This window comes from Haloferax sp. DFSO52, assembly GCF_048158745.1.
Classification (GTDB): Archaea; Halobacteriota; Halobacteria; order Halobacteriales; family Haloferacaceae; genus Haloferax.
Genome location: NZ_JBLOPB010000001.1, coordinates 1,550,023 through 1,575,366 on the forward strand (window position 1 = coordinate 1,550,023; position 25,344 = coordinate 1,575,366).

Below are 25,344 nucleotides of genomic sequence, written 5' to 3' on the forward strand. Positions count from 1 at the left end.
CGGTCACGCCATCTCATAACTGGTTGTCTGCCCATAAAAGTCTTCGTGTAATTGAAAACAACACGGAATTGGCGCAGTTCGGTGAATCAGTCAACGCTTATCTTCGGAAATTGTACTTATTTACCAATATTTCTTTTGCCCCCACCCGGGACACGCGGAACGTGAATCGCCATCTGGAGTCCTGTCGAGTCATTCGGGGGGTGTTCGGGGAGCGTGTCGAGTGGATACTGGGCTGCCGCAGCAAGGACGAGCGCATCCAAGATATCGTCGCGAGCGACGTCGCATCGGCGTGTCCGGGCCACCGTCTCTTGGTAGATCGCTTCCGGGTCGGCGTCGGGGAACACCCTGCTGAGTACGTCGAGACGCTTGTTGCAACCTGCAGGTGTCGATTTCGATTCCCGAAGTGGGCGACCGGCGAGGGAGGCAAAGGCGAGTTCGGGGTGTGATTCGTGTATCACGCGCCGCGCGGCCGGTGTCTCTCCGAGGAGTGAATCGACTGCTCGAATCTTGGGAACGAGGTTCCACGCCTGAATCGAGAGCCCATATCCTGTCTTTGCTCGGTTGATGTCACTCGCTTCTTCGTGCGTCGTCGCATCGAGTACCCCCCTGACCGGGGCAAAGAACACTGTCGAGGCGCGCTCACCGAGTTCACGACGCGCTTCAGAATCACACGCTCGTCGTGACGACGACGGCAGTCCAATCGGGATATCGACCAGCGCACACGTCGCTGATGGTTCGACAACCTCGGTCCAGACGGAGTCGAAATCAGCGGCGACACGAATCGTGAGCCTGTCGCTAGAGTAGCGCGCACAGACCCATCCTGCGCGACAGCCATCGATACCGACGGCGTGCTCTGGGGTCGGCACAGCGTACTCCTACGGGTAGATGCCCAAAGAATTAGTCGTCGGCGTCGAGGACCTGTAGGTCAGTCGCCTGTAAACACGTCTTCGTGAGGGCATCGAGTTTCGTTCCGAACGATTTGTCGACAGAGACGAGGAGGTTTACGCTGTCGTCAAGTGGAATGCGAACGACGAGCGCTTTCTCCAGGCCGATGACGATGTATTCGGGACCACCTGCTGGCAATTCGTCGAGTGATTCGGACATCGACTCATGGTTCGCGAGCGTCGAGACGACGGTCTTCAGTGTGTCTTCGTCGTACTCTCCTTCGAGAGTCGGCGAGAAGAAATGAACCCACGCTTCGCCAGGTTCACACCACGCGATGGCGCGGAGCGAATCACCGTGCACGGCTTCGAGTTCTTCGAGTAAATCGTTTGCCGGGAAGTCGCTCGCATCGACGACGGAAAGTTCGACACGCTGGTCTAACGCAACTCGTTCGTAGGCGAGTTCGCCGAGGTCGGTCAGACCGTACAATCGACCTTTCTGTTGTGAATCGGGGACCAACAGTTCGACGATACCTTGTTCCCGTAACTCAGAGAGAGCCCGGGATACGTGGGGTTGCGCGAGGTCCGTTTCGACGGCGATACGTGACGGGAGACCGGAACCGTTAGCTGACAGATATTCACACACAGTGAGTCGATACCGAGAGCTCGCTATGTAGCCTGCTGAGTCCCATGTATCAGTCATGGCTCACAGTTCCAACAGAGTTTTTTTTTTCATCATTGCTGACACGTCCCAGTTGTATATCAATCTCCAACGGGGTATATCTTTCGCGGCAACATGATGTTTTACCACCTCTATACCATAATTTCAGATATCGAGAAAATCTTTTGTTCAGTCTGGATGGAGTGGTCTCTTCAAGTATTACACACCTACTGACCCAATACAGTAATCATTCTTTCATAATGGTGGTACTGACGTAACCGAGTACCTTCGCTGCCACCCGGTAACATGAATGTCAGCAAACATATATTTCCGTTCGGTCTCGTACACCCAATCGTAATGAACGGAGAACCCACCGAGAATGAATCGAACGTGACGAACGCAGAGACGAAGGCTGTGATGGAGGGATCGAGATGACCGTCTCTCTCCAGTTCGCTGCCCCAGGATCGGATATCGCGTTCCTCGTCGCTCGTGTCCTCTTCGGTGCAGTCGTCGCGTTCATGGGACTCAATCACTTCATGAACGTCGACCAGATGACCGGATACGCCGAGATGAAAGGACTGCCAGCACCGCGCTTCGGTGTCGTCTTCTCCGGTGGGATGCTCGTCTTCGGTGGACTCGGTATCGCCGCGGGTGTGTTCCCGGCGCTCGCCGCTGGTGCGATCGCGGTGTTCCTCCTCGTCGGAACGCCACTGTTCCACGACTTCTGGGCCGTCCCCGAAGACCAACAGCAGTCCGAGATGACGAACTTCCTCAAGAACACGGTCATGTTCGGCGGGGCACTCGTCTTCCTCGCACTCAGTTCCGTCTCGTGGCCGTACGCCGTCGGAGTGTCACTGTTCTAACCGTAAACTCCACGGGAGAACTCGACTCGAACCCGACCACAGATTAATCCACTCTCACGCACCCAGTTAGGTCATGACTGAGCAGACACCTCTCGACCGACGCCAGGCGACGACGAACGAACACTGCCACCCAGTCACCATCTGGGAGACGCACTGATGGATGGTGAACCGACTGCGTTCGGGTCGGCGTACCGACTGCTCTCGGGTGCAGTGATTCCGCGGCCAATCGCGTGGGTGAGTTCCCGAGGCGAGGTTGCCGACAACCTCGCCCCGTACAGTTTCTTCACCGTCGCCAGTATCGACCCGCCGATACTCGTCTTCGCACCAGTCGGACACGGCCCGTCGCTGAAAGACACACCCAGAAACGCGATAGAACACGGCGAGTTCGTCGTCAACGTGGTCACGGAGAACGTCGTCGAAGCGATGAATCAAACGGCAGCGACGGTCCCGCCAGACGTAGATGAGTTCGACCACGCAGGCATCGAGAAGACAGAAGCCATCCGCGTCGATGCACCACGTGTTGCCGACGCGAAAGTCGCGTTCGAGTGTACACTCTACGACAGCATGGAAGTCGGCTCGTCGACACTCGTCCTCGGAGAAGTCGTCTACGCCCACGTCGACGACGACGTGTTGACCGACGGCAAACTCGACACCACAAAACTCGACGCAATCGGGCGTCTCGCCGGAAGCGAGTATACGAGAACCGACGACCGGTTCGAACTGATTCGTCCCGAGTAGCGCGAAGATTTATTTCGAGGTGTTCTGTCTGTTCAACCAATGAGCGACGTGTCGTTGTCGAGCGTGCTTTCGTTTCTCGATGCTGCCGAGGTTGCGACTGTTTTCCGCACGGCTCATGCCGAACAGGGCGGCCGAACGAAACGGAGCGAGCGAGACGGGCGAACCTTCCTGTTCGTCGCCGAACAGGGCGAAGACCAGCCGTCCGAGGTCGTCTGGGTCGACGTCGAAGCCGAGTTCGACGAGCGAACTGTCGACGTCTTCGCTGAGCGCTGTGAGTCACAGGGAGTCACCGGGACGCTGCTGACGACCGGTGACGAAGACCAGGCCGCAGAGACGGTGGCGATGGCGTTTGCAACCGAAGACCAACTCGAGGAGCCCGAAGAAGACGAGGCAGACCCACGGCTACTCGTCGACCCAGCCGAAGTCGACGTTCCCATCACACTGGAGACGGTCGCCGACCTCGAAGCGAAAATCGAGTCGGCCGGCCTCACCGAGGCAGTCATCGACGAGTACCACGAACCTCATCAACCCACGTTCGAAGACGTGCTCGACGAGGTCGACGCCGAAGGATCGGCGACAGCGTCGGCCACACAGGAGTCATCGTCTGGCGGCTTTGGCCTCGTCGCCATTCTCGTTATCCTCGTCGTTCTCGCCGCCGGGTTCGTGCTGTTCGGCCCGTTTTGAGTGAGGTCGTTCGCTCGTCGCGAGTCGTTCGATTCTGCGGAGTGCCGCCGCACAGACCACCGCGTAGGGACTGGCAACGAGCGGAATCTCGAACGCGACCGAACATTGGTCGACACCGGTCGCCGTGACGCGGTGACCGGTCGCGGGAATTCCAGCGACGCGCCACGTCCATCGGTGGTCGGCACACGTCTCGACAGTAAAGGGAACCCACACTCCCGCGACGCGAACGTCGCCCTGACTCCCCGCTTCGATGCGACCATCGATGCCGCGGACGGCCGAGACACTCGGCCCCCACACGGGCCAGTCGTCGATGGATACCAGCACGTCCCAGGCGACGTGCGTCGGGACTGAAATGGCGCGAGAGACGACGAGTCGCCTGCCATCGGGCGTCTGCTCGACACGCGTTCGTGTCGCTCGGCCAATGTGTTTCATGAACCTAGTATGCTAATAAGTCGTAATATAATATTGGCGAAAGCCTTTTAGTCGGACCGTGGTAGGGAGTAGCAAGGCAAATGAAGCAGAAAGCAACTCGATTGAAACCGACAATGCGAGATATCAGCCACACACCCCCGATGGGAGAGAGTGTGACGAACGTCTGGGAACGAGGAAACGAGCTGGAGGCAGACGAAGAATAATCACTGATTGGCACGTCCTTCGAACGTCACCGCCCCGGTTGGGGCAACCCGTCTTTCGGTCTATCTGCCACCGTTTTTCACTGTTTCTGTCCCTGTTCGGACGAATGCTGGCCGACGACCCACGTTGAGACCTCAGTCGGTCGTGCCCGATACCTATCGGGACGTTTAACCCCCAGTCTGACGGCCTTTCGAACATGAAGGCCACCGCCAAAGCCCACCCGATTCAGGGCCTCGTGAAGTACCACGGGATGCGAGACACGGAACGCAGGATGCCGTACCACGACAGCATCAGCGTCTGCACTGCACCGAGTCACACGAAGACGACGGTCGAATTCCTCCCCGACGCCGACGAGGACGTGTACGTCATCGGCGGCGAGGAAGTCGACGGACGCGGCGCAGAGCGCATCCAGGCCGTCGTCGACAAGGTTCGTGAACTCGCCGGCTTCGACCACCGGGTTCGATTGGAGAGTGTGAACTCCTTCCCGTCGAACATCGGATTCGGGTCGTCAGCGTCAGGGTTCGCCGCCGCGGCGACGGCACTCTCCGAAGCGGCCGGCCTGGACCTGACACACCCCGAAATCTCGACCGTTGCCCGCCTCGGGTCGGCCTCCGCCGCCCGCGCCGTCACGGGTGCTGTCTCGATTCTCTACTCGGGGATGAACGACACCGACTGCCGCTCGCAGCGCATCGAGACCGACCTCGAAGACGACCTGCGAATCGTTGCTGCACACGTTCCGGCGTACAAAGAGACCGAACAGGCGCACGCCGAGGCCGAGGACAGCCACATGTTCCAGGCGCGGATGGCACACATCCACGCCCAGATCGACGACATGCGTGATGCACTGTACGACGCTGACTTCGACGCTGCCTTCGAACTCGCCGAACACGATTCGCTGTCGCTTGCGGCCACCACAATGACTGGGCCGGCCGGCTGGGTCTACTGGCAACCGCGCACCATCGCCGTCTTCAACGCTGTCCGCAAACTCCGCAAAGAAGAAGACATCCCAGTCTACTTCTCGACGGACACCGGTGCGAGCGTCTACGTCAACACGACGGCCGAACACGTCGACCGTGTCGAAGCAGTCGTCGCCGACTGCAACGTCGAAACCGACGTCTGGACCGTCGGCGGCCCAGCCGAGGTTCTCGACGAGTCTGAAGCGCTGTTCTAACCGACGAGTACACACGCGCGTCGGCACCGAACTGTGGTGTCTCGTCTTTCCGACGCCGTCACCCTCATTTCTCTCGCGCCCGACATGAGAGATATGCGTGTCCTGGTACTCGGTGCCGGGTACGCGGGCCTCACACTCGCCCGTGAACTCGAACGCCGCCTCCCCGCCGACGCCGACCTGACCGTGGTGAACGACTCACCGTACCACCTCGTCCAGCACGAAGTCCACCGCGTGATTCGGCGACCATCTGTCGCAGACCCCATTCAGGTCCCGCTCGACGAGGCGTTGACCCGCGCCGAGATTATCGTCGACCGGGTGACGAACGTCGATACGGAGGCTCACCGTGTCCACCTCGCGGAGGGGACGACCCTCGAATACGATTACTGTGCGGTCTGCATCGGTGCCGAGACTGACTACTACGATATCCCCGGGCTGGAAGCCCATTCGATTCCGCTCAAACGTCTCGAGGACGCCACAGCCATCCGGGAGCGATTCTTCGCAGACTGCACCGACGGTGGGTCTGTCGTCGTCGGTGGGGCCGGCCTCTCGGGGATTCAGGTCGCCGGCGAACTCGCCGCACTCCGCGACGAAGAGGGTGCGCACACCGACATCGTCCTCGTCGAGCAGATGGAGACTGTCGCCCCGACGTTCGCCGAACACTTCCAGCGAGCAGTCCGAGACGAGTTACTCGACTGCGGTGTCGACGTTCGAACCGAGACGACAGTCGAGTCGGTCACCGAAACGAGTGTCGAGACGGACACCGGTGATATCGACTACGACCTACTCGTCTGGACCGGTGGCATCACCGGAAGCGACGCGATGGCAGACGAACGCCCGAACGTCAGAGCAGACCTGCGACTCGACGAGCGAACGTTCGTTCTTGGCGACGCTGCGCAGGCCGTCGACGCCGACGGAGCACCCGTCCCAGATAGTGCGTCTGCCGCGCTCCGCGAGGCACCGGTCGTCGCACACAACATCGCCGCACAGGTCGTCTACGAACAGACTGGCGACCCCGGCGACTTCCCGCCGCGTCCGAAACCATATCGGTTCGAAGTTCCGGGATGGATCGTCTCGGTCGGAAACGGGGCCGTCGCACAGGTCGGCCCGAGCATCTTCCGTGGGAGCGCCGCAAAAGCGATGAAAGCAACAGTCGGCGCTGGCCACCTCACGTCAGTCGGGGCCGTCTCACGAGCAGTGACGCTCGTCGAAGAAGAGCTGAACAGCTGACGACGCCTGTCGCCATCTCCAGACGCTTTTTCACGTCGGCAACGACACTGGTTCGAACGGGCGAAGGCCGAAGTACGTCACGAGCACCGCACCGAGACTCACGACGAGGAGGCCGAGTTGGATGACACTCCCGACGAGTGGGAGCACACCGACGAGTTCGAGCGCGATGGCGAAGATGACCACGCCCACCGCCGAGGCGACATCGGGACGGTCGATTGGCAATCGTCGCCCGACGAGATAGCCGTAGACGAGATAGCCGTAGGCGAACGTCAGCGCGCCCACGCCAATTCCGAGGAGACTGACCGGGATGAGGATAATCGTCATCGCCATGAACACGACGAGTGCCAACGTCGTCGCGGTGACGAGGAGTCCAACGACACCGCTCACCACCGGATGGCTGGTGACCGCCTCTCCAACCGTTTCGAACGCGAACTCGAAGCGGCGAACGAGAAGCGCCGCGAGGGAAGCGAGGAAGAGTGTCTGGAGAACCACGAACACTGGCCCTCTCACAGGCGACGACGATTCTGCTGCCAGCGTCCCGGCAGTCGTGAACGATTCGAGTGTTGCACCGTCGGCGACATCGAGTGACCCAGCGAAGTACTGCGTGTCTCCGGTGACGGCAGCAGACGACCCGAGTGTGAGGTTGCCACTGAGTTGCGTCACGTCGCCGTCGACTGTCCCGTGGATGGTGGCAGTGCCGCCGATGACGTACACGGACCCTGAGACTGACGCGTCCGAGGGGATGGTCGCGTCGCCCCCGCCGACGACGTAGACGTCTGGAATCTCAGACACTGTGTGCGTGCCGTCGGTGATAATCTCCATCGATTCGACTGTTCCTCCTTGGACGCCGACGAGAAGGAACACGACGACGAGCAGTGGAATCAGTTCAATTGGGTTTGCCATGCCGTCCCTCCCAGAGTGCGTGCATTCGGCCGATGTACAGTCCACAGGCAAGTCCGACGAACAACAAGAGTGCGAGCGCGTTCACGAGGTTCAGATGATCGAGCAGCGAAACCGACGTACTCTGGAAGTAGAGCGCGAGTGCGGTGCTCAGGAACGTCGAGAGGAACCCTGCCAGACCGATGCCGATTGCCGAGTGCGTCCCAATCGTCTCTGGCGTCGAGAGGTCGGGCCAGAGCGCGAAGTTGAGCGTGGTATAGAAACTGACGGCGAGTGCGTAAAACGCAGGATTCAGCGGCGAACTCGGACCTGTCGAAAGCGTTGGAAACCACATCGCGATGCGGATGTCGAACGTGTACAACAGATGCGTGAACGAGAACAGGCCGAACGTCGCGAGGAAGAGCACTCGACGGTCGAACGTCGTGTAGAGGACTCCGGCCATCACCGCGCCGACGACGTGGACGACGGCCAAGGTCAGGTGCATCGAGAATTCGGGCGATTGCCACGACGCGAGCACGAGTGACGGTGTATCGAGAATTCTGAGGAAGCCCAGACTGTCGATGAAGAACACACCGAACATCAAGACGAGTGGAACGAGAAACGCCCGGTCACGAATCGAAACCCCGCCATCGCGACAGAATCGACCAACACCGAACTGTTCGTGTTGCCGTGCGAGTCGGTCGAGGAACGCTGGTGGTCTGAAAACGAGCACTCCGAGGAGCACGACGCCCGGAACCATCGCGACGACGACCACCCGACTGAACGATTCGATGGTCCAATCGAGTGGGTAGACGTTTGCCAAGAAGTACGTTGAGGCCGTCGCCACCGCCGCGACTGCTCCGCGGTCACGGACCGCGACGAAGTCGATGGTGAGGGCGAACGTCGCAGGGAACCCGACGCCCATCGATACTGATGCGAGGATAATCCACGCCCCAAACTGCGGAACGGTTCGGACGAACGGTGCCATCGCGGTCAAGAGAACCTGCACGACGACGACACCGAAGAGAATCCGGAGTTTGGCGTCCAACGACGACGACCACTCACGCCGGTCCATCGTGATGCCGAAGACGATGGCAGTGGCGAGCGTCACGAGTGCGAGCGTAGCCATCCATCCGGAGACTGCTGTCTCGGACATTCCGACCAAGCGCGTTCCGAGGTCCAACAACCCGAGTTGGACGAACGTGACGTTGTAGTAGTACCCGCCGGTGAGAAGTGCGACGAAGAATGCGTACCCAAAGACGGCGTGCCAATCGCCTCGTCGGACGGCGGGTACGATACTCATCACTCGGCTGTTCGGTCGCTCAATTGATAAATTTGTGACTCGGCTCTGTCGTGTTTGGCACCTCTCCAGACCGGTGCTTACGTCGAGTCGAGTCCGCGTTCTCGTCGCTGAACCTCGACCGCGACTTCGTTCGTCCGGAAGAACGGCAGGGTCGACGGCGGGTCGTACTGCATGAGGAAGGCATCGCCGACGACCGAGACATCGTTGTCAGCGAGGGTTCGAAGGAGCGAATCGGTCTCTCGTCGGGTTCGGCGGCCAGTCGCGTACCACGAAAACTGCCGGACTGCCAACGTTTGCGCAGGGTGTTCGACGAGTTCCACGTCGGGATTGGTCGGACCCGGTGCAGTGTCGTAGTCGTACGACGACGGGAGGAAAAACGACATCTGTACCCTGTTGTCGGTGCGGTCAGTCGCGACGGGTGCAGTCATCGGAATCGACTCGCCGACCGATTCGGTTGCCACTGGAGCGGTCATCGAAACCGTCTGGCGAGACTGATTCGCACCCGAGATGTACTCGAAGAGTCGCCGAAACGCCACGCCGGTGTTCTGCGCGGTCGTCTCGACAGTCACTGTCGTCGGATACTGGCGAATCTCGACACCGTCGAGTTCATCGACGACTGTGTACGGAACCCTCTCTGTCCCTGTCTCCGTCGAACGTGACGCCCGAGACAACGCCGTGGCAGCGAGGGCAATGCCGACACCGGCGATGGCGAGTTTCGTACGGCGCTTCATGCACGGGATACGTCAGCGAACAATAAGACGAGTTCGGCAGTGAAAGACCGAAACAGTGCCGTCGGAACCGAACCCGGGCGTTCAGTCTCGTCGCCGTCCGAGTACGGCGAGTGCGCCGACAATGCCGAAGAGTGCGAGGACCGGTGCAGGACCGACCGGCAACTCGGTCGATGACGTGGTCGTGTCGGCGATTTGGTCGCCCGCCGAGTCGCTCGATTCGAACGCAACGGAGAGACCGTCGAGCGATTCGCTGGTGTTCCACGCCGCCACCGTCTCCGTCTTCACGTCGGGATTCGGTGTGGCGGATTCGAGTTCGTACCCGGTAGGGGCGCGGACGACGAACGGCCGTTCTGGGTCGAATCCGTTGCTAAACGGCTCCGCAAGGACGACTCGTCCGTCCCGGTGTGTGGCGACGTTCGTCCACGTCGCCGACAGTTCGACGATACCGGTGGTTCCCGTCTCGACGAACTGTGCAGTCGGGTCGCGGATGACCATCTCTCGACCCGTCTCGTTCGAAGCGCGTGCGGCGAGCGGTTCGAGTCGGTTCGCGTACGACTGAGCAAACGTAGAGGCGTTCGCTTCCAGACGCTCGAACCCAGTTTGGTCTGCCTCCTCCGACAGGTTGTACGTAAGTCGAAGCGTGACGCGAGCAGACCCATCGGACGAGAGGGCGACGACGAACGCCGGTGTCTCGTTTCCGATTGTCGATTTCGACTGTCCGAGTGGCGAATCGACCGACGTTGGCGTGCTCCCCTCGGAGAGACCTGATTCGGCGCTAACCGGCCCAGTCAGTGCAGCAACGACGACCAATGCGGTGATTGCCGCGCTGGCAAGCCGTGTTCGACGTTCGCCTGCTTTCACTCGCCGTCACCTCGTCCGCTGGAGACGAGCGGTTCGGTTCGTTCACTCACTTTCAGGTGTGTCCGTTTCTTCTTCTTCAGGTTCGTCGGTTTCGACGTCGTCATCTTCTTCGTCAGGTTCGTCGATCTCGTCCTCCGTCTCTTCTTCTTCCTCCTCGTCGTCAGTCTCATCTTCTTCCTCGTCGTCTATTTCGTCTTCGTCGTCTTCGTCATCCTCCTCCTCGTCGGTCTCGTCCTCTTCGTCCTCTTCATTCTCATCATCCTCTTCCTCGTCGTCTATCTCGTCTTCGTCTTCCTCCTCTTCGTCTTCTTCGTCTTCTTCGTCTTCTTCGTCCCGTTCGTCTTCGTCATCCTCCTCGTCTGGTGATTCTATCTCGGATTCGAGACGGAAGACCGTCCCGGACGAACCATCGACGCGCACTTCTGCGTCACCGGTTGAGTTCGTCCCGGTGAGTTCGAACTCGAACTCGTAGTATCCCGAGTCGGTGTGTTTGTCGCTCTCGACGAGAGACCAGGACCCGACCGACGGTGTTCCGAGTTCGTCACGGGCCGTGTCGAGTGCGGTCGATTGGTCGACGGTGAAGTTGTGGTCGTCGTCGCGCTCGCGTTCGATTTCACGCGACTCCTCGCCGTCTTCGCTCTCGACTTTGATGGAAAGGCCATCCTCCGATTCGATTTCGATTTCACCCTCGCTGAGACCAGTAAACCGCTGGAGCAGGGCTTTCGCACCGGTTCCCGTGACGGATTCCAGTGAGTCGTTTATCGTCTCGAGTTCGGATTCGTTGAATCCAGCAGTCTGGAGACTCGTGTTAGAAACGTTGCCGGCGCGTGCATCGAGGCGGTCGATGGACTCCAGGAGGTGTTCGCTACGCGCGTTGAGCGTCGCAATTCGCTGGGCGAACGTCGACCGGCTAATCTCTCCGGATTCGTACGCTTCGGTCGCTTCTTCGTACTCCTCTCGAATCTCTTCGGCACGCTCTGCGAGTTCTTCTGCACGCTCGCTTATCGCTTCGGCCCGGTCGTCGTCTCCGCTGGCTTCGAACCGTACTTCGAACGCGCTTTCTTCGACTTCCGTCCGGACTTCGCTGTCCGTCTGCGAGACGATCGTCGTCAGTTGCTGACCGACCGTCACCGCGACTGTGCCGTTCGACGCCTCCGAGTCGTTGGTCGTCGTATTCGACGTGGACTCGTTCGACGTGGTGTTCGTCGTGGTGTTCGTCGTCGTGTTGTTGGCTGCGAACCAACCGGCGTCCGCTCCGAACGCGGCGGGTTCGACGCTCGTATCGTGAGGTGTACTCGCTGCCGCGGCAGACGGTGCGACAACACCGACAACCAGGGCACCGACGAGCAGCACCGAGAGGAGTTTTCGTAGCATCGTTGCCCGATACTCTCGACGGAACTGTCATAAACCGGGAGAACCGTGGCGGTGTTTCTCAGCGTGTTCCGGGCCGTTTCAGACCGTTGCAAACCGTTGCAGTCGCTGGTTTTCGTGGATACATCGAATCTCCCGGACAGTCAGCACTTCCGACCGGTCTGTGGGGCGGAACTCTCAGAACCGAGAAACGGTCCACGTCATTTATCTAGGTGTCGGCAGTACCCGAACGCAGCGAGATGGCCCAGTCGTACGCGCAGTTTGTGGTCGCCCTCATCTTGGTTCTGAGCCTCGTTGGTGGGAGTCTGGCACTCACAGAGCCAGTTCGAGCGCAGACGCAACCAGACGTCGATACGACTGTCCTCCGAATCGGCCTCCACGAAAACACCTCTGCGACGTGGGAGTTGCAGATCCGAACCCGCTTGCGAACGAGCGACGACAAGGCCGAATTTCGGGCGTTTCAACGACAGTTCGAAAACGACACGGCCGCATATCTTGGGCCGTTTTCCGAACGTATCAACGGAACTGTCGACGCGGCAAGTCACGCAACTGGTCGTGAGATGAACGCGACAGGGTTCGAGGCTTCGACGAGTCTTCAGTCGGTTCCACGACAGTGGGGCGTCGTTACCTACCGGTTCCGCTGGACTAACTTCGCAGTCGAACGAGACGGATATCTCGTCGTAGGCGACGTCTTCGAGAGCGGACTGTTCATCGCGGAGAACGACTCGCTCGAACTCGTCGCACCGGCAGGCTACCGAGTCGCCGCTGTGTCCCCCAGCACAGTCGAGCAAACCGGGAACGTCCTCACGTGGGACGGCCCCGAATCGTTCGCTGACGGGGAACCACGTGTGTCCTTCGAACCCACGCCAACCGAAGAGCCGAGTGTGATGACGACGCCGTCGTCGAACGACTCGGGGAGTGAGTCCGTCGCTGGTCCACTGGGTGCCGTGTTTCTCGTCGCACTCGTAGCCGCTGGAGCATGGTGGAAACAGTCGAACAATACCCCTGAGAAGGAGGAATCGTTCGGCGGCCGACTGTCCGATGACGGAGTAGGTAAGACCGATTCCGAGCTGTCAGCGGCGGACGAGACACAGAGAGCAGATACCCCCGACGACAGCGGTCAACCACACGAAGAGACCGAGACTGATGACGAGAACACGACAGTCAGTACAGGGACAATCGTAACCGACGAGGACCGAGTACAGGACCTCCTCCGAGAGACTGGTGGCCGAGTTCGACAAAAAGACGTGGTGAATGAACTCGGCTGGTCGAAATCGAAAGTGTCGCGCGTCCTCTCTCGGATGGAAGACGATGGAACGATTGGAAAACTTCGATTGGGTCGTGAGAACGTCATCGAACTCGTCTCGGATGATGACGGTGGTGACGACGATGACAACGCTGAACCCCAGTCTTGAACTCGCGCTGTAACAATTCCGTCTCTCGCGTAAAGTGTCGATTTCGAGGTAGAGGAGACCGAGCGAACTATACACTTACAAACTGTGTTTAGTTTTAACTAGTTCTCCGTTGTTAGGAGTGTGACAAACATTATTGGCCGCGTTTGTCTCTATCAATCATGGACTTCAAACTCTCCGACGAACAGCGAGCCATTCGAGACGAGGTTCGCCGCTTCGCAGAGAACGAGATCGCCCCCGTCGCCAGCGAGTACGACGTCGAAGAGAAGTACCCCTACGAAATCGTCCAGAAAGCGGCCGACATGGGGTTGACCGGCGCTCACTTCCCGGTCGAATACGGTGGGGTCGGCTACTCGTCGCTCGAAAACGCCATCGTCACCGAAGAACTGTTCGCTGTCGACCCCGGTATCGGGCTGTGTATCACGAGTGCCGGATTTGGCGCAGAGGCCATCATCAACTTCGGGACCGAAGAACAGAAAGAGCGCTACCTCCCGCCAATCGTTGAAGGCGAGTCCGTCATGGGTGCGGCCATCAGTGAACCGCAGGCAGGGTCCGACGTGACCTCTGTGAAGACGCGCGCCGAGAAAGACGGTGACGAGTGGGTCCTCAATGGAAACAAGATGTGGATTACCAACGGGAGCGTCGGCGACTACTTCGTCGTCATGTGCCAGACGGACCCCGAAGTCGAGGACCGATACTCCGGGTTCTCCCAGATTATCGTCGAATCCGACCGAGACGGCTTCGAAGCAGACAAGATTACGGGCAAGATGGGTATCCGCGCCAGCGACACGGCCGAACTCATCTTAGACGACGTTCGCGTGCCCGAAGAGAACCTCGTCGGCACCCGCGGGATGGGCTTCCTCCAGCTCATGCAGTTCTTCGACGAGACGCGAACCGCCGTCGCCGCGCAGGGGGTCGGTATCGCCAAAGGTGCGAGCGAGCAAGCGCTCGAATACGCGAAAGAACGCGAGCAGTTCGGTCGCTCCATCAGCGACTTCCAGGCCATCCAGCACAAACTCGCTGAGATGCACACTAGGACCGAAGCCGCCCGCCAACTGACCTACAAATCAGCGTGGAGTGTGGACAACGACGAAGGCCAGTTGACCGCGCTCGCCTCGATGGCCAAAGAGTTCGCCTCCGACGTCGCCACCGACGTCGCCGACGAAGCAGTCCAGATTCACGGCGGTGCTGGATTCGTCAACGACCACGACGTGGAGCGTCTCTACCGTGACTCGAAGATTACGCAAATCTACGAGGGAACGACGGAGATTCAAAAGACAATCATCGCCCGCGAACTGCTCGGAAAGGGCTTCTAACGCCCCTCCCCAGGCAGTTCGAGGACGTACTGTTATACTGGAAGTGCGTCAATTAGTTCACATGAGTACTCGAAAGAGCGACGCATCTGAGTTCACGTGTGACCTGTGCGGCGACCACTTCGACACCGAAGAAGAACTGAAAGACCACGTCTGGGAGTATCGGGAGGTAGACGGTGACATCACCCCGTGAGAGTCGAGAACTGACTGGTTCGGCGTGGTGACGACAGGCTGGTTCGGCGTGGTGAGGCTGACTCGTCCAGTGTGGTGACGACAGGCTGGACCGAGAACACAGGACGAACGTTTTACCGCTGTCTACCCTACTAGAGGTGTGGCAACGTTCGATGCGATTCTATTCGACCTCGACGGGACGCTCATCAGGAACGACCAGACTGGTGAGGACATCTACGCGGGGGCATTTGCCGCCACAGCTATCGACCCATTCGGAGAGCCATCTGACCTCTGGAGCGCACTCGATGGCCCGCCTGACCCCGACGACCCCGAAGCACAACTCGTGTCCGGGTTCGACCGTGTTGCATCCCAGTACGGCCGAGACGTAGACACACTGGCACTCGCTCGTGGATTCATGGAGACGGTCGACTACACGGCAGTCTCGTTTCTCCCCGGAGCAAAGGCGGCCCTGAAAACGGCGCGAACACACGCACAGGTCGGCCTCGTCACCAATGGCCCAGCGCGTCGCCAGCGCATCAAACTCGATGCCCTCGGTATCGAGGACGCGTTCGACGTGCTCGTCTTCGCGGGTGACATGCCGAATCGGAAACCGCATCCAGACCCGTTCAAACGGGCGCTCACCCGCCTCGGCGTCGACGCTGACAGTGGGATTCACGTCGGAAATTCGCTCGAGTTCGACGTTGTCGGTGCACAGCGCGCCGGTCTCGACGCGGCGTGGTGTCCGGGTGACCCAGAGTACGACTTCGAGACTGCGCAGTACGCACCAGAGTACGTCCTCTCGTCGCTCGACGAACTCGCCGACGTTCTCGATCGGTTGTGAATCGTGTTGTCTCGGCCCGTGCACAGGTCCGGTGTACCTTTGTCGTTCACGTGCGTACTTGGGTGAGATGACCGACGTTGCGGCCGTGTTAACTCGCGAATTTTCCCACCGAGGCGTCACGTCTGTGACACCAGTCCAACAGGGGAATCACAAACACACGGCAATCGTCGCGTTTTCCGATGGCGGCACCGTCGTCGTCCAACTCTCGACCGACACCGCCAGCCTTCACCTCGAAACAGCACTCGCACGAGCCGTCGCCAGCCGCACGTCGATTCCAGTTCCGAGTGTGCTCTCTACGGGGACGGTTGCAGACTGCGGGTACGCTGTCGTCGAACACATCCGTGGACGCGAACTCCACGAGGAGTTCGTCGAACTCGAACTGGGGGCGCAACGAGATATCGCTGCCTCGTTCGGCCGTGGACTTGCAGAACTCCACGACGCCTTCGCGCTCGACGGGTACGGTGCAGTCACTGCTGACCCGAACGGGAGTGGCTTCGAGTTCCAGTCCGGGGAAGCAACCGACTGGAACCAGTGGTTTTCGGCGTACTACAGTGATGGGGTCGACGCGCTCCCACCAGTTTTCGACCCACTTCGAGACGAACTTACTGCTGCCCTCGACCGCACGGAACTCTCGGCGAATCCACCGTCGTGTCTCTACCCGTGGGACCTGCGACCGGGGAACGCACTCGTCGACGACGAGGGTATCGCTGCCGTTCTCGACTGGGGAGGCCCACTCGCTGCTGCACCTGGCCTCGCCGTCGCAAAAACGGAACACCTCGTCGCGGACTGGTACGTCTCCGGCGGAACGTCGCTTCGGCGTTCGTTCCGCGACGGCTACGAGTCAGTCCGCCCGTACCCTTCGGTCGAACCACTGTACCGAGTTGCCGCAGTACTGCGGTCTGCGGTCGATTCGAACGGTGAAGTGACTCGGCCGGGATACCCAGAGCGAACTGGTTCTCGTGCAGTTTCCTTCCATCAGCAACGGCTCGAGACCACCCTTGCCAATTTGTCATTCAACTAGATGGACTGCCCCATAGTCGGCGTGCACACCCCATCGAAAAGATGTGTGACGACACGAACAACTAATTTGTAGCGTGTCCAACAGGAGGCCATGGTTCGAGAAGATGGTAAGCGAAATTTCGTCCTCGTGGAGGACGACGGTGAAGAGACGAGCGTTTTCAGTGGGACGTACCCCCGCCAGGCGGCGTTGAAGGCGGCCCGGCGACTTCACCCCGCGCCGAGTCGAGACGAAGTCGATGGCCACGCGACGCTCAAACTCCGTGAGCGCGGGACCGACAAGATTCACGTCTACGAAGGATGGGCGTGGATAGAGGAGAAAGACGACGACGATCCAGAGTGGATGGGCGACCAAGTCACTCGTTCGAACGTCTCGAAACAAGGCATCGAACACCGAGAGGAGTAACGACAACTCGGTAACGACCCGGTGACGAATCGGTGCTGAACCGGTGCTGAACCGGTGACGAATCGGTGACGCGACGACGACGCGCTCTCACCGATTCGATGCGTCTCGAGTTCTCAGTTGTACTCCCGAATCAGCCGCTGGTACCGGAGGTGCCGATATACGCCAGTCGTGACCGATGTGTGAGTCAAAAAGTCGGTTGGTTCTATACCTGTCTTTACACAGGTCGAACGCTCGTGGTCGGCGAATACCTATACAGTTTTCATCGCGCCGCGAATTTCGTCGCTCGACATGCCGACACCGTGTACGTTTTGCACGTGTTCTCTGACGAACCGAATCATCTCGTCTTCGCTCTCGGATCGAATCTCGAAGTCACAGTCGTAGCCTGCATCTCGGCAGACGATTTGTTTTACCATCGTTGTTGGACCTCCATCCAGTAGGACAGACGCCCAACTATTAGTTAGAGACGCGATTCGAACGGTCGCAAACTGAGAGGTCCAGCTAAATTTCATCTTAACCGAGTCAGTCTGTTCGGTGGGACGTTCTTGGAACCGATAGAGAGCCAACAGACCGGGAATCGACGGCGTTTGCTTACTCGTCCTGGGACCAGTCGTGGAGTTTTTGAGCTTCTTCGAACGTGGTGGTCACCCACTCGTCATCCTCGTGGAGTCGTATTTGGACCATTCCCTCTGGGATATCGACATCGACTGTCTTCGAGTGAGATTCGACGAGATGTTCAGCAAACTGTTCCAGAGCAGCATCCCCCGAAGGGGCAATCGATTGCCACGAGCAACCGGGATGCGAACAACGCTTCATAGTCTACTCTCGGCTTAACTGGGAGCTATATGAGCCTTGCTCTCGCCGAAACTGAAACCTACTCTGGATATCTCTGTGACCACTCTGTCGCGTCACCGGTCGCTGCCTGTCGACCGCTCATCGGGGCTCCACATCGCGGGTCGCGCTGAGTCTCGGTGCGCTCGGATTACAGTCTCGTGAATGATGCTATTGCCTTGTTTGGACCGCTCTAACAAAGGCCGCTCCGCCCCTCGAAATGGTGTCCCACGGCGATATCGACACCAGTCGGCTGTCTGTGGAGGAGACGGAGGGAAATGGATAGACACCAACACGACGACACGTCCCGACTGAACGAACAGAAGATTGCAGCGCTTCGTGGTGACCTGCGGGCGCTTCACGAGTACCTGCGAGAACAAGCAGAGCGGAACGTCCCGCAGGATGCATTCTCCATCGACGGCCGAACCTTCTCCTACCAGGCACCACTGTCGCTCTCCTTGCCGGTCGGGTGTTACGTTCAGATTGAGACGAACACTGGTGAAGCGTATCTCGGCCAAGTCATCACGAAAGAGGTCACAGAGCGCGAAGGTGCAGAGCTAGGCTTCGAACTCGATATCGAACAAGATGACCTCTTCCCAGAAGGCATCGGTATCTCCGGCATCAAAGACCGTCTGAAAGTTCCCGCCTTGGAAGGCAGTGGTGTCGTTCTCAGCAACGTGACTGGAGACACGATACTCGCACCGTCGGATACCGATACGTTTCAAAACGCGAGTTTCACCCGTGCCGACGCCGACCTCGTGAGTCGCTATCTCGCCGGGTCGGGCCGACGAGCGACGTTGCCGATTGGACAGGCGTCGTACGTCGACGGCGATGCAACAGTTAGACTCGATGCTGGTGGCTTCAATCGCCATACGTTCCTCTGTGGGCAATCCGGCTCTGGAAAGACGTTCTCACTCGGTATCGTCCTCGAACAGTTGCTGCTGGAAACCGACCTCCGAATCATCGTCATCGACCCGAACTCGGATTTCGTCAGTCTCGACACCATCCGCCCGATTGACGAGGTGAACCAGCTTCGGTCTGACGAACTCTCAGCGACGGCGTACGAACAGTTGGCCGAGCGCTATGCAGACGCGACTGCAGGATTGCACGTCTTCCGCCCGAAGATGGTTGCCACCGCTGACGACGACATCCTCCGCGTTCGATTCGGTGACCTCAGTCGGGCCGAACAGGCGACGGTGCTTCGACTCGACCCACTCGAAGATTCGGCGGAGTTCAACACGTTCTGGCACATTCTCGACGAACTCGGCCAAGACGACTACTCGTGGGAAGAAGTACGGGAAGCAGTAGCGCACAACTTCACCGACGAGGCTCGGAAACTCGGTCTGCGAATCGAAAACCTTGGATTGGCCGACTGGGAGGTGTGGTGTTCTCCCGGTGAGTCCTCACTCATCGACACGGTGGCGAACACCGATTGGCGCTGTCTCGTCGTCGATATCGGCACCGTAGACTCAGCCGCCGAACAGATGGTGGTGACCAACGCCATCTTGACACACCTGTGGCGAGAACGGAGTCGTCGCCGCCCGACACTCGTCGTCATCGACGAGGCGCACAACATCTGTCCCCAGCACCCTGGCGACGACTTACAGGCGATTTCGACCGAGACTGCTGTCCGAATCGCGGCGGAGGGTCGAAAGTTCGGACTCTACTTGCTGTTGTCCACCCAACGGCCGGCGAAAATTCACGAGAACGTCCTGTCGCAGTGTGAAAATCTCCTGTTGATGCGGATGAACTCCAGTTCCGACCTGTCTCACCTCGCCGATATCTTCTCGCACGTGCCCGCGAACCTCCTCTCGGAATCGAGCAAGTTCGGTCTCGGGGAGACGGTGTTGGGTGGTCGATTCGTGCAGAATCCGACGTTTGCCAGATTCGAAGGTCGGGTGTCGGTCGAAGGCGGGAGTGATATTCCATCGACGTGGGCGCAGCGGCGTGAGTAAGAGGCAGCCCGGAGCCTGACAGTTCTACGAACAACAGGCGCAGAACTGTCCCCCGATTGATAAAAATGTGTAACGAATTCTAGAGAGAGTTGGAATCGACGTGGGCGTGACTTTGAAAAACCAATAACCCCTGACACAGCCTCTAAGTAATCGTAACGAGTCGAGGTGCGACGGGGGCGAAGCGACTGCGCTTTCGAGACTGTCCTGCTATCGAGTAGACAGTCTCGTGCGATGCGGTGCCGACTGAGCGTCACCACCTCGACTCGATACGTTCAACACCAATGTCACAACTATCGTGGTCACGGTTCAGTCGCTGGCGTTACTGGGGAGTGCTCTTCGTCGCGCTTCTCGCAGGTGCCGCAGGCGTCGCGGGTTCGTACGCTCTCGCTGGGTTCACTCCGACGTTCGTCGCCGGGCCCATCGCCGGATTCATGGCTCGAACGCTCCCGGGCGAAATTATCACCTTCAGCATTCTCGTCCTCGGAGACCTGGGTGAACAACTGAACGTCCTCCTCGCACTGGGGATTTCGACGCTGCTCTTCGCCGTGGCGGCACTGCTCGGGTTGGCAGTAGGTAAGCGAACGAGATTCCCTGTCGCCGGTTTCGTCGCGGCAGCGACGGCCGGGGCGATTGCGTACAGCATCACCGCAGCGCCAGCCCCGTCGCTTGCGGCAGGCGTGGCGACGGGAGTTGTCGTCCTCGTCGCGGACGTCGTCACTCGTGGGTCACTCGACGACTTCACGACTCGCACTGTCGACTCATCTCCAGAACGCCGACGGCTCCTCGCGGCGATTGTGAGTTCGATACCGCTCGTCCTCGGTGGCTACGCACTCGGCTCACGCACTTCCGCGGAGACCACCGACCAGTCGTCAGTCGGTCCCGAACCGTGGGTATCGCCCGATGTCGACGCCCTTCTCGCAGAGGCGGCAGACAAATCGCTCGCTGTTTCGGGGCTCGAATCCCTCGTGAGCGAGGAGTTCTACGAGGTCGATATCAACTCGACGGACCCGGCACTCGATGCCGACAGGTGGACGCTGACTGTCACCGGAAACGTCGAACGCGAACTCACCTACACGTACGAAGACATCATATCGATGGATGTCGACCACCAGTTCGTCTCGTTGCGATGTGTGGGTGATTCGCTCAACGGACGGAAGATGGACAACGCGCTGTGGACCGGTGTCTCGATTATGGACCTCGTCGCCCCAGCGAACCCTGCCGAGAACTGCTGTGTGATGTTCCGTGCGGCCGATGGCTTCTACGAAGAGTTCCCGCTTTCGGCTCTCCAGGATGGTTTCCTCGCGATTGGGATGAACGGCGAACCGCTCCCGCGAGGCCACGGCTTCCCGGCACGAGCGCTCATCCCCGGTCACTGGGGCGAAATCAACGTGAAGTGGCTCACCGAAATCGAATTTCTCGAACAGGAAGAAGACGGCTACTGGGAGCAACGCGGCTGGCACGGTACCGGCCCGGTGAACACCGTCGCCAAACTCCACGTAATCAACGACCTGGGGGATGGTCGCCGAGAAGTCGCCGGGCACGCCTACGCCGGCGTTCGCGGCATCGACCGAGTCGAGGTTTCGATCGACGGGGGTGAGACGTGGGCCGATGCGACACTTTCGGAACCCCTCCCCGGAATCGACGTCTGGCGGCAGTGGCACTACACGTACACCGCACCATCGAGCCAACACGACGTCGTGGTCCGGGCGACCGATGGGACCGGCGCACTCCAATCCCGTGAGAAAGCATCGCCGTTCCCGAGCGGTCCGTCGGGATGGGTGACCAGAAGCGTGCGATAACGACGACTACGTTTATACGACTCCACTCGGAACGTGGTGCCGAACCCGGATGGAGAAGCGACTCTGGTACGTGTTTGGCGGGTCGAGCGGCGGCGAACTCCGGGCCAAACTCGTTCGGGCACTCGCAGAACAGCCTCGAAACGCAAACCAACTGTCCGACGCATTCGACGTCGATTACAACACCATTCGCTACCACCTCGACATCCTCGTCGACAACGACATCGTCGAGCGAGGCGAGGAGTCGTACGGGACGCTGTACTTCCTCACGGACGACTTCGAGGCACATCGTGACCGGTTCGACGCAATTCTGTCGAAGATGGACTATTCGGTGGAGTGAGGTTGGATGGAGGCCGGGCGGACACCGCTGAAGACGGTTCTCAGTCGTCTTTATTCGCTTTCCACACCTACTTCTCCCACGATGACGGCCGAGAGTGAAATCCAACACAATGAGACTGTTGGTGAGTTGGTCGACGACGTGTTCTGGCGTCCGCACGCGAATCCTCGGAGTGTCTGGGCGTTCGTCGCGACGTATCCCATCCTTATCGCGGCGATTTACCGCCGAAGCACGCCGCTCGCTGCGGCGACGGCCCTCTCGATCGTGCTGAATCTCGTGAGTGTCACACCTCCAGAGAGCGACGACGCGTGGGCAACTCGGGTCGTCCTCGGCGAGCAGGTGTGGCTCGACCGTGGGGTGTTCTCCGAGAAAGGAACCCTCGGTCTCACGGCAGTCGGTGGGCTGGTCAACCTCTACACGATTCGAGCGGCCGTGAACCAACATCGGGTGCGAACGATTGTTGGGATGATTCTGTCGATGGCGTTCATGTTCGTGTTCTTCGACCGGATGGTCGAGTTGTACGATTCGTCCGAGAAAACGGAGTCCGAAGTCCGAGCGTAGGGCCTTCAGGTCAGTCGGAATGGACGCGACGAATCGACCACACACCGAGTGCCGAGACAGCGACGATGACACCGAACCCCGGGTTCTGAACAGTTGTCGATTCGTCAAAGTCGTCTGCTTGCGTCGTGGCGACTGTGGAAGCGGGGGATGTCGTCAGTGATGAATCACGTGAGGTTTCCCCTTCTTGACCCTGCTCTTGCCGGTCCTCCGTAGTTTCCGTCTGGTCTCGCGTCGATTCAGAGCCGTCGGCCACCGTCGACATGGTCGTATTCGACGCTCCCACTGTTTCGTCCGCGGGGTTCGTGATACTCACCGTCGGTGTGGTCGTGTCGTCCTGCGGTGCGCTCACGGCCGCTGACCCACCACCACTGCCACCCCCGGTTCCACCACTTCCCCCTCCGCCTCCGCTACTGCCATCCCCGTATCCACCACCGAGACCCGATTCGACTCCTCTGGGTGGTGCCGTCGTCGGTTGCGTCGCCTGAGGTACCCCCGTGATGATTTCGGTCTCACTCCCCGGCGACATCTCGGCATCAGCGGTGGAGTCTCCCGATTCTGGCCCTACTGTGGGTGTTTTCGTATCGTCGAACTCCACGACGCCGCGACGGACCCGAAGGCCACCGGACAGTCTGACGTTTCTCCCGACGTACACCGTCGTGTTTGTCGCGATGATGCTCTCGCTATCGATGGTCCGAATCGACGTGTTTTCGAGTATCACTCGGTCCACGTCCTCGAAGACTGTCCCGTCGTCGACGACTAACGTGGAGTTCTCGATGCGGACCGTGTTCGCACCGTCGATTCGAACACCGGTGTGGTTCGAGCGAACGACGGTGTTGCGAATCGTCACCGTCGAGACGTTGCTCGTTCGAATCCCTGTCCCCCACCCGGAAAGCGTGAGATTCCGGACGACGAGCGACGACGCGTTGGAACCGCCAGGGGCGTATATCCCGATAGAACCGCGGGTTCCCGGTCCGTCCAACCGCTCCCCGTGACCGTCGATTTCGACGGGTGACCCGGTCACAGTCAGGCCCTTCGACGCCGTCGTGTTGGACGCGTTCGCAGCGAGTTGGTACGTTCCTGCGGTGGATATCGTCGACCCCGCTTCGACGGTGTGCTGGGTAGCGACGGCCCCAGCGGAGAGCGTCGCTACCAGCGTTCCGAACACGAACAGTGCGACGAGACTGACCAGTCGTGTTCTGTCGTACGCCGAGTGGGTGGTCATTTGAGAAACGGTGTCGTGACCTCTCACGGGAGGGGGCCGACGATACCGAGAGTGGTGGCGTTAGGTCGAAATAGATACTGGCGATTTACCGGACTGTGTGGATATTTGGGGTGATTTTGGTTTCAGACACCTGAGTCAGTGGCGACGGCAACCGCGCATCGAACTTGTGATTCTCGGGGATGTCTCAGCTGCTAAAGAATCGGATTTCGAAGGGCGCTACAGGATTGTGAACTACGCCGTCGGCTCGCGTTCGCTCGCCGCCGTCTAGTTCAAATCCTTCGCGGGACATCTTTCGCTCCTCACATTCGTTCGTCGCAGAAAGATGGGCGCTACAGGATTTGAACCCGTGGCAACTTGGTCCGAAGCCAAGCACTCTGTCCAGACTGAGCTAAGCGCCCTACATTCCTTCGTGCGCCGTGGTCATGTTTAAATGAATTGATTCGCGTCGGGTGACTCCGCGCGATTTATACCGAGTGTCCGAACACTACCCGGTATGGCTCTCGGAGTGCGGGCGCGCGGATTCGTCGGACTCACCAGACCGGGGAATGCGATTGCAGCCGGCGTCCTCACGTTCACGGGTGCGTTCGTCGCTGGCGCGACGTTCGGCGACGCAATCGCCGTCGTCGCGGCGGTGCTCGCGACAGTCTTCGCAACGGGTGCGGGCAACGCCATCAACGACTACTTCGACCGCGAAATCGACCGCATCAATCGCCCGGACCGACCGATTCCGAGCGGTGCGGTCACCGCGACTGAAGCGAAGTGGTTCAGCGTCGCGCTCTTCGGCGGCGCGGTGGTGTCGGCACTCGCGCTCCCACTCGTCGCAATCGCAATCGCCGTGGTCAACCTCATCGCACTCCTCGCGTACACGGAGTTCTTCAAAGGACTGCCTGGCGTCGGCAACGTGGTGGTCGCCGCCCTGACAGGGTCGACGTTCCTCTTCGGTGGCGCGGCCATCGGCAACCCACTCGGCGCGCTCGTGTTGTGTATCCTCGCCGCGCTGGCGACGCTCACCCGCGAAATCGTCAAAGACGTCGAAGACATCGCCGGCGACAGAGAAGAGGGACTTCGGACCCTTCCAATCGTCGTCGGCGAACGCCCGTCGCTGTGGCTTGGCGTCGTCGTCCTCGTCGTCGCCGTCGCCGCGAGTGTCGTGCCGTTCATGAGTGGGGAGTTCGGCCTCGCGTATCTCGGATTTGTCGTCCCCGCAGACGGTGTGATGCTCGTGGCATCGGCGAAATCCTTCGACAATCCCGGACTCGCACAGAAACGACTCAAGCAAGGGATGTTCTTAGCCGCGTTCGCGTTCATCGTCGGTCGTGCCACCTCACTCACCGGCCTCGTCTGATGAGCTGGGCGGGCACGATGACGGCTCGAACGGTCCACAACCCAATCAAAAAGAATATTACCGGGACACCGTATGGTCGTACTATCTGATGACCCCCGGCGAGCGGAAGCGTCATATTGTAGTACCCCTCGGAGTCG

At 59.7% G+C, this 25,344-nt stretch carries 27 protein-coding genes and 1 tRNA gene; 16 read left to right on the forward strand and 12 right to left on the reverse strand.

The window, feature by feature from the left end; all coding sequences use genetic code 11:
• Positions 1-116: 116 nt before the first annotated feature.
• Together ACK3SC_RS08100 and ACK3SC_RS08105 are read right to left on the reverse strand one after the other, a co-directional pair.
• Positions 117-866 (reverse strand): DUF429 domain-containing protein, encoded by a 750-nt coding sequence (locus ACK3SC_RS08100; RefSeq protein WP_416839605.1) that lies wholly within the window; start codon positions 864-866, stop codon positions 117-119.
• A 31-nt stretch (positions 867-897) separates the two neighbouring features.
• Entirely contained in the window at positions 898-1,584 is a 687-nt protein-coding gene (locus tag ACK3SC_RS08105) for an ArsR family transcriptional regulator (RefSeq protein ID WP_416839606.1), read from the reverse strand.
• A 389-nt stretch (positions 1,585-1,973) separates the two neighbouring features.
• On the opposite strand from ACK3SC_RS08105, the gene ACK3SC_RS08110 reads away from it, so the two are divergent.
• The 3 genes from ACK3SC_RS08110 to ACK3SC_RS08120 all read left to right on the forward strand — a co-directional run bounded on the left by ACK3SC_RS08110 (position 1,974) and on the right by ACK3SC_RS08120 (position 3,827).
• Positions 1,974-2,405: a DoxX family protein gene (locus ACK3SC_RS08110; protein ID WP_416839607.1), complete on the forward strand. Its 432-nt coding sequence runs from the start codon at positions 1,974-1,976 to the stop codon at positions 2,403-2,405.
• A 156-nt stretch (positions 2,406-2,561) separates the two neighbouring features.
• Complete coding sequence (locus tag ACK3SC_RS08115) at positions 2,562-3,143, forward strand: flavin reductase family protein (RefSeq protein WP_416839608.1); 582 nt, start codon at positions 2,562-2,564, stop codon at positions 3,141-3,143.
• A 39-nt stretch (positions 3,144-3,182) separates the two neighbouring features.
• The gene (locus tag ACK3SC_RS08120; RefSeq protein WP_416839609.1) at positions 3,183-3,827 is read left to right on the forward strand and encodes a hypothetical protein; all 645 of its coding nucleotides are present in this window, start codon (positions 3,183-3,185) and stop codon (positions 3,825-3,827) included.
• Here the strand turns inward: ACK3SC_RS08120 and ACK3SC_RS08125 are convergent.
• The gene (locus tag ACK3SC_RS08125; protein WP_416839610.1) at positions 3,741-4,259 is read right to left on the reverse strand and encodes an SRPBCC family protein; all 519 of its coding nucleotides are present in this window, start codon (positions 4,257-4,259) and stop codon (positions 3,741-3,743) included. The genes ACK3SC_RS08120 and ACK3SC_RS08125 overlap by 87 nt on opposite strands.
• A 397-nt stretch (positions 4,260-4,656) precedes the next feature.
• Between ACK3SC_RS08125 and mvaD the strand changes: the two genes are divergently transcribed.
• Together mvaD and ACK3SC_RS08135 are read left to right on the forward strand one after the other, a co-directional pair.
• Positions 4,657-5,631 (forward strand): phosphomevalonate decarboxylase MvaD, encoded by a 975-nt coding sequence (gene mvaD / locus ACK3SC_RS08130; RefSeq protein WP_416839611.1) that lies wholly within the window; start codon positions 4,657-4,659, stop codon positions 5,629-5,631.
• 93 nt (positions 5,632-5,724) lie between these two features.
• Positions 5,725-6,858, forward strand: a complete 1,134-nt coding sequence (locus tag ACK3SC_RS08135) for an NAD(P)/FAD-dependent oxidoreductase (RefSeq protein WP_416839612.1) — start codon at positions 5,725-5,727, stop codon at positions 6,856-6,858.
• Between the two features lie 30 nt (positions 6,859-6,888).
• Here ACK3SC_RS08135 and ACK3SC_RS08140 read toward each other — a convergent pair whose 3' ends face one another.
• From ACK3SC_RS08140 to ACK3SC_RS08160, 5 genes are all read right to left on the reverse strand, one after another.
• A complete protein-coding gene (locus ACK3SC_RS08140; RefSeq protein WP_416839613.1) occupies positions 6,889-7,761 on the reverse strand; it encodes a polymer-forming cytoskeletal protein in 873 nt (290 codons plus the stop codon).
• On the reverse strand, positions 7,745-9,040 hold the full coding sequence (locus tag ACK3SC_RS08145; RefSeq protein WP_416839614.1) for an MFS transporter: 1,296 nt from the start codon (positions 9,038-9,040) through the stop codon (positions 7,745-7,747). Before ACK3SC_RS08145 ends, ACK3SC_RS08140 begins: the two co-directional genes overlap by 17 nt.
• A 77-nt stretch (positions 9,041-9,117) precedes the next feature.
• A complete protein-coding gene (locus tag ACK3SC_RS08150) occupies positions 9,118-9,771 on the reverse strand; it encodes an SOUL family heme-binding protein (protein ID WP_416839615.1) in 654 nt (217 codons plus the stop codon).
• Positions 9,772-9,852: 81 nt separating this feature from the next.
• Complete coding sequence (locus tag ACK3SC_RS08155) at positions 9,853-10,632, reverse strand: hypothetical protein (protein ID WP_416839616.1); 780 nt, start codon at positions 10,630-10,632, stop codon at positions 9,853-9,855.
• A 42-nt stretch (positions 10,633-10,674) separates the two neighbouring features.
• Complete coding sequence (locus ACK3SC_RS08160) at positions 10,675-12,006, reverse strand: hypothetical protein (RefSeq protein WP_416839617.1); 1,332 nt, start codon at positions 12,004-12,006, stop codon at positions 10,675-10,677.
• 209 nt (positions 12,007-12,215) lie between these two features.
• On the opposite strand from ACK3SC_RS08160, the gene ACK3SC_RS08165 reads away from it, so the two are divergent.
• From ACK3SC_RS08165 to ACK3SC_RS08190, 6 genes are all read left to right on the forward strand, one after another.
• Positions 12,216-13,418 carry a helix-turn-helix transcriptional regulator gene (locus tag ACK3SC_RS08165; protein WP_416839618.1) on the forward strand — a complete coding sequence of 401 codons (1,203 nt, stop codon included), beginning with the start codon at positions 12,216-12,218 and terminating at the stop codon, positions 13,416-13,418.
• A gap of 158 nt (positions 13,419-13,576) precedes the next feature.
• Positions 13,577-14,731 (forward strand): acyl-CoA dehydrogenase family protein, encoded by a 1,155-nt coding sequence (locus ACK3SC_RS08170; RefSeq protein WP_416839619.1) that lies wholly within the window; start codon positions 13,577-13,579, stop codon positions 14,729-14,731.
• 61 nt (positions 14,732-14,792) lie between these two features.
• Positions 14,793-14,921 (forward strand): hypothetical protein, encoded by a 129-nt coding sequence (locus ACK3SC_RS08175; RefSeq protein ID WP_416839620.1) that lies wholly within the window; start codon positions 14,793-14,795, stop codon positions 14,919-14,921.
• 138 nt (positions 14,922-15,059) lie between these two features.
• Positions 15,060-15,740: an HAD family hydrolase gene (locus tag ACK3SC_RS08180; RefSeq protein ID WP_416839621.1), complete on the forward strand. Its 681-nt coding sequence runs from the start codon at positions 15,060-15,062 to the stop codon at positions 15,738-15,740.
• 67 nt (positions 15,741-15,807) lie between these two features.
• Complete coding sequence (locus ACK3SC_RS08185; RefSeq protein WP_416839622.1) at positions 15,808-16,761, forward strand: phosphotransferase family protein; 954 nt, start codon at positions 15,808-15,810, stop codon at positions 16,759-16,761.
• Positions 16,762-16,851: 90 nt separating this feature from the next.
• Entirely contained in the window at positions 16,852-17,163 is a 312-nt protein-coding gene (locus tag ACK3SC_RS08190) for a non-histone chromosomal MC1 family protein (RefSeq protein ID WP_416839623.1), read from the forward strand.
• Positions 17,164-17,411: 248 nt separating this feature from the next.
• Here ACK3SC_RS08190 and ACK3SC_RS08195 read toward each other — a convergent pair whose 3' ends face one another.
• Complete coding sequence (locus ACK3SC_RS08195; protein ID WP_416839624.1) at positions 17,412-17,576, reverse strand: DUF1059 domain-containing protein; 165 nt, start codon at positions 17,574-17,576, stop codon at positions 17,412-17,414.
• A 175-nt stretch (positions 17,577-17,751) separates the two neighbouring features.
• Complete coding sequence (locus ACK3SC_RS08200) at positions 17,752-17,976, reverse strand: hypothetical protein (protein ID WP_416839625.1); 225 nt, start codon at positions 17,974-17,976, stop codon at positions 17,752-17,754.
• A 293-nt stretch (positions 17,977-18,269) separates the two neighbouring features.
• Between ACK3SC_RS08200 and ACK3SC_RS08205 the strand changes: the two genes are divergently transcribed.
• The 4 genes from ACK3SC_RS08205 (at position 18,270) to ACK3SC_RS08220 (ending at position 22,640) form a co-directional block, all read left to right on the forward strand.
• Positions 18,270-19,946: an ATP-binding protein gene (locus ACK3SC_RS08205; protein WP_416839626.1), complete on the forward strand. Its 1,677-nt coding sequence runs from the start codon at positions 18,270-18,272 to the stop codon at positions 19,944-19,946.
• A gap of 281 nt (positions 19,947-20,227) precedes the next feature.
• The gene (locus tag ACK3SC_RS08210; protein ID WP_416839627.1) at positions 20,228-21,745 is read left to right on the forward strand and encodes a molybdopterin-dependent oxidoreductase; all 1,518 of its coding nucleotides are present in this window, start codon (positions 20,228-20,230) and stop codon (positions 21,743-21,745) included.
• Between the two features lie 49 nt (positions 21,746-21,794).
• On the forward strand, positions 21,795-22,082 hold the full coding sequence (locus tag ACK3SC_RS08215; protein WP_416839628.1) for a winged helix-turn-helix domain-containing protein: 288 nt from the start codon (positions 21,795-21,797) through the stop codon (positions 22,080-22,082).
• A gap of 81 nt (positions 22,083-22,163) precedes the next feature.
• A complete protein-coding gene (locus tag ACK3SC_RS08220) occupies positions 22,164-22,640 on the forward strand; it encodes a DUF6653 family protein (protein WP_416839629.1) in 477 nt (158 codons plus the stop codon).
• 10 nt (positions 22,641-22,650) lie between these two features.
• Here ACK3SC_RS08220 and ACK3SC_RS08225 read toward each other — a convergent pair whose 3' ends face one another.
• A complete protein-coding gene (locus tag ACK3SC_RS08225; protein ID WP_416839630.1) occupies positions 22,651-23,862 on the reverse strand; it encodes a hypothetical protein in 1,212 nt (403 codons plus the stop codon).
• Positions 23,863-24,185: 323 nt separating this feature from the next.
• Positions 24,186-24,260 (reverse strand) — tRNA-Arg (locus tag ACK3SC_RS08230).
• 95 nt (positions 24,261-24,355) lie between these two features.
• Here ACK3SC_RS08230 and ACK3SC_RS08235 point away from each other — a divergent pair.
• The gene (locus ACK3SC_RS08235) at positions 24,356-25,207 is read left to right on the forward strand and encodes a geranylgeranylglycerol-phosphate geranylgeranyltransferase (RefSeq protein ID WP_416839631.1); all 852 of its coding nucleotides are present in this window, start codon (positions 24,356-24,358) and stop codon (positions 25,205-25,207) included.
• Positions 25,208-25,344 lie beyond the last annotated feature (137 nt).

Bases quoted from the DNA above. Each gene is read 5' to 3' on its own strand.
- ACK3SC_RS08105 (WP_416839606.1), bottom strand. From the start codon at position 1,584: ATGACTGATACATGGGACTCAGCAGGCTACATAGCGAGCTCTCGGTAT.
- ACK3SC_RS08110 (WP_416839607.1), top strand. From the start codon at position 1,974: ATGACCGTCTCTCTCCAGTTCGCTGCCCCAGGATCGGATATCGCGTTC.
- ACK3SC_RS08115 (WP_416839608.1), top strand. From the start codon at position 2,562: ATGGATGGTGAACCGACTGCGTTCGGGTCGGCGTACCGACTGCTCTCG.
- ACK3SC_RS08120 (WP_416839609.1), top strand. From the start codon at position 3,183: ATGAGCGACGTGTCGTTGTCGAGCGTGCTTTCGTTTCTCGATGCTGCC.
- ACK3SC_RS08125 (WP_416839610.1), bottom strand. From the start codon at position 4,259: ATGAAACACATTGGCCGAGCGACACGAACGCGTGTCGAGCAGACGCCC.
- mvaD (WP_416839611.1), top strand. From the start codon at position 4,657: ATGAAGGCCACCGCCAAAGCCCACCCGATTCAGGGCCTCGTGAAGTAC.
- ACK3SC_RS08135 (WP_416839612.1), top strand. From the start codon at position 5,725: ATGCGTGTCCTGGTACTCGGTGCCGGGTACGCGGGCCTCACACTCGCC.
- ACK3SC_RS08140 (WP_416839613.1), bottom strand. From the start codon at position 7,761: ATGGCAAACCCAATTGAACTGATTCCACTGCTCGTCGTCGTGTTCCTT.
- ACK3SC_RS08145 (WP_416839614.1), bottom strand. From the start codon at position 9,040: ATGAGTATCGTACCCGCCGTCCGACGAGGCGATTGGCACGCCGTCTTT.
- ACK3SC_RS08150 (WP_416839615.1), bottom strand. From the start codon at position 9,771: ATGAAGCGCCGTACGAAACTCGCCATCGCCGGTGTCGGCATTGCCCTC.
- ACK3SC_RS08160 (WP_416839617.1), bottom strand. From the start codon at position 12,006: ATGCTACGAAAACTCCTCTCGGTGCTGCTCGTCGGTGCCCTGGTTGTC.
- ACK3SC_RS08170 (WP_416839619.1), top strand. From the start codon at position 13,577: ATGGACTTCAAACTCTCCGACGAACAGCGAGCCATTCGAGACGAGGTT.
- ACK3SC_RS08175 (WP_416839620.1), top strand. From the start codon at position 14,793: ATGAGTACTCGAAAGAGCGACGCATCTGAGTTCACGTGTGACCTGTGC.
- ACK3SC_RS08185 (WP_416839622.1), top strand. From the start codon at position 15,808: ATGACCGACGTTGCGGCCGTGTTAACTCGCGAATTTTCCCACCGAGGC.
- ACK3SC_RS08190 (WP_416839623.1), top strand. From the start codon at position 16,852: ATGGTTCGAGAAGATGGTAAGCGAAATTTCGTCCTCGTGGAGGACGAC.
- ACK3SC_RS08195 (WP_416839624.1), bottom strand. From the start codon at position 17,576: ATGGTAAAACAAATCGTCTGCCGAGATGCAGGCTACGACTGTGACTTC.
- ACK3SC_RS08200 (WP_416839625.1), bottom strand. From the start codon at position 17,976: ATGAAGCGTTGTTCGCATCCCGGTTGCTCGTGGCAATCGATTGCCCCT.
- ACK3SC_RS08205 (WP_416839626.1), top strand. From the start codon at position 18,270: ATGGATAGACACCAACACGACGACACGTCCCGACTGAACGAACAGAAG.
- ACK3SC_RS08210 (WP_416839627.1), top strand. From the start codon at position 20,228: ATGTCACAACTATCGTGGTCACGGTTCAGTCGCTGGCGTTACTGGGGA.
- ACK3SC_RS08215 (WP_416839628.1), top strand. From the start codon at position 21,795: ATGGAGAAGCGACTCTGGTACGTGTTTGGCGGGTCGAGCGGCGGCGAA.
- ACK3SC_RS08220 (WP_416839629.1), top strand. From the start codon at position 22,164: ATGACGGCCGAGAGTGAAATCCAACACAATGAGACTGTTGGTGAGTTG.
- ACK3SC_RS08225 (WP_416839630.1), bottom strand. From the start codon at position 23,862: ATGACCACCCACTCGGCGTACGACAGAACACGACTGGTCAGTCTCGTC.
- ACK3SC_RS08235 (WP_416839631.1), top strand. From the start codon at position 24,356: ATGGCTCTCGGAGTGCGGGCGCGCGGATTCGTCGGACTCACCAGACCG.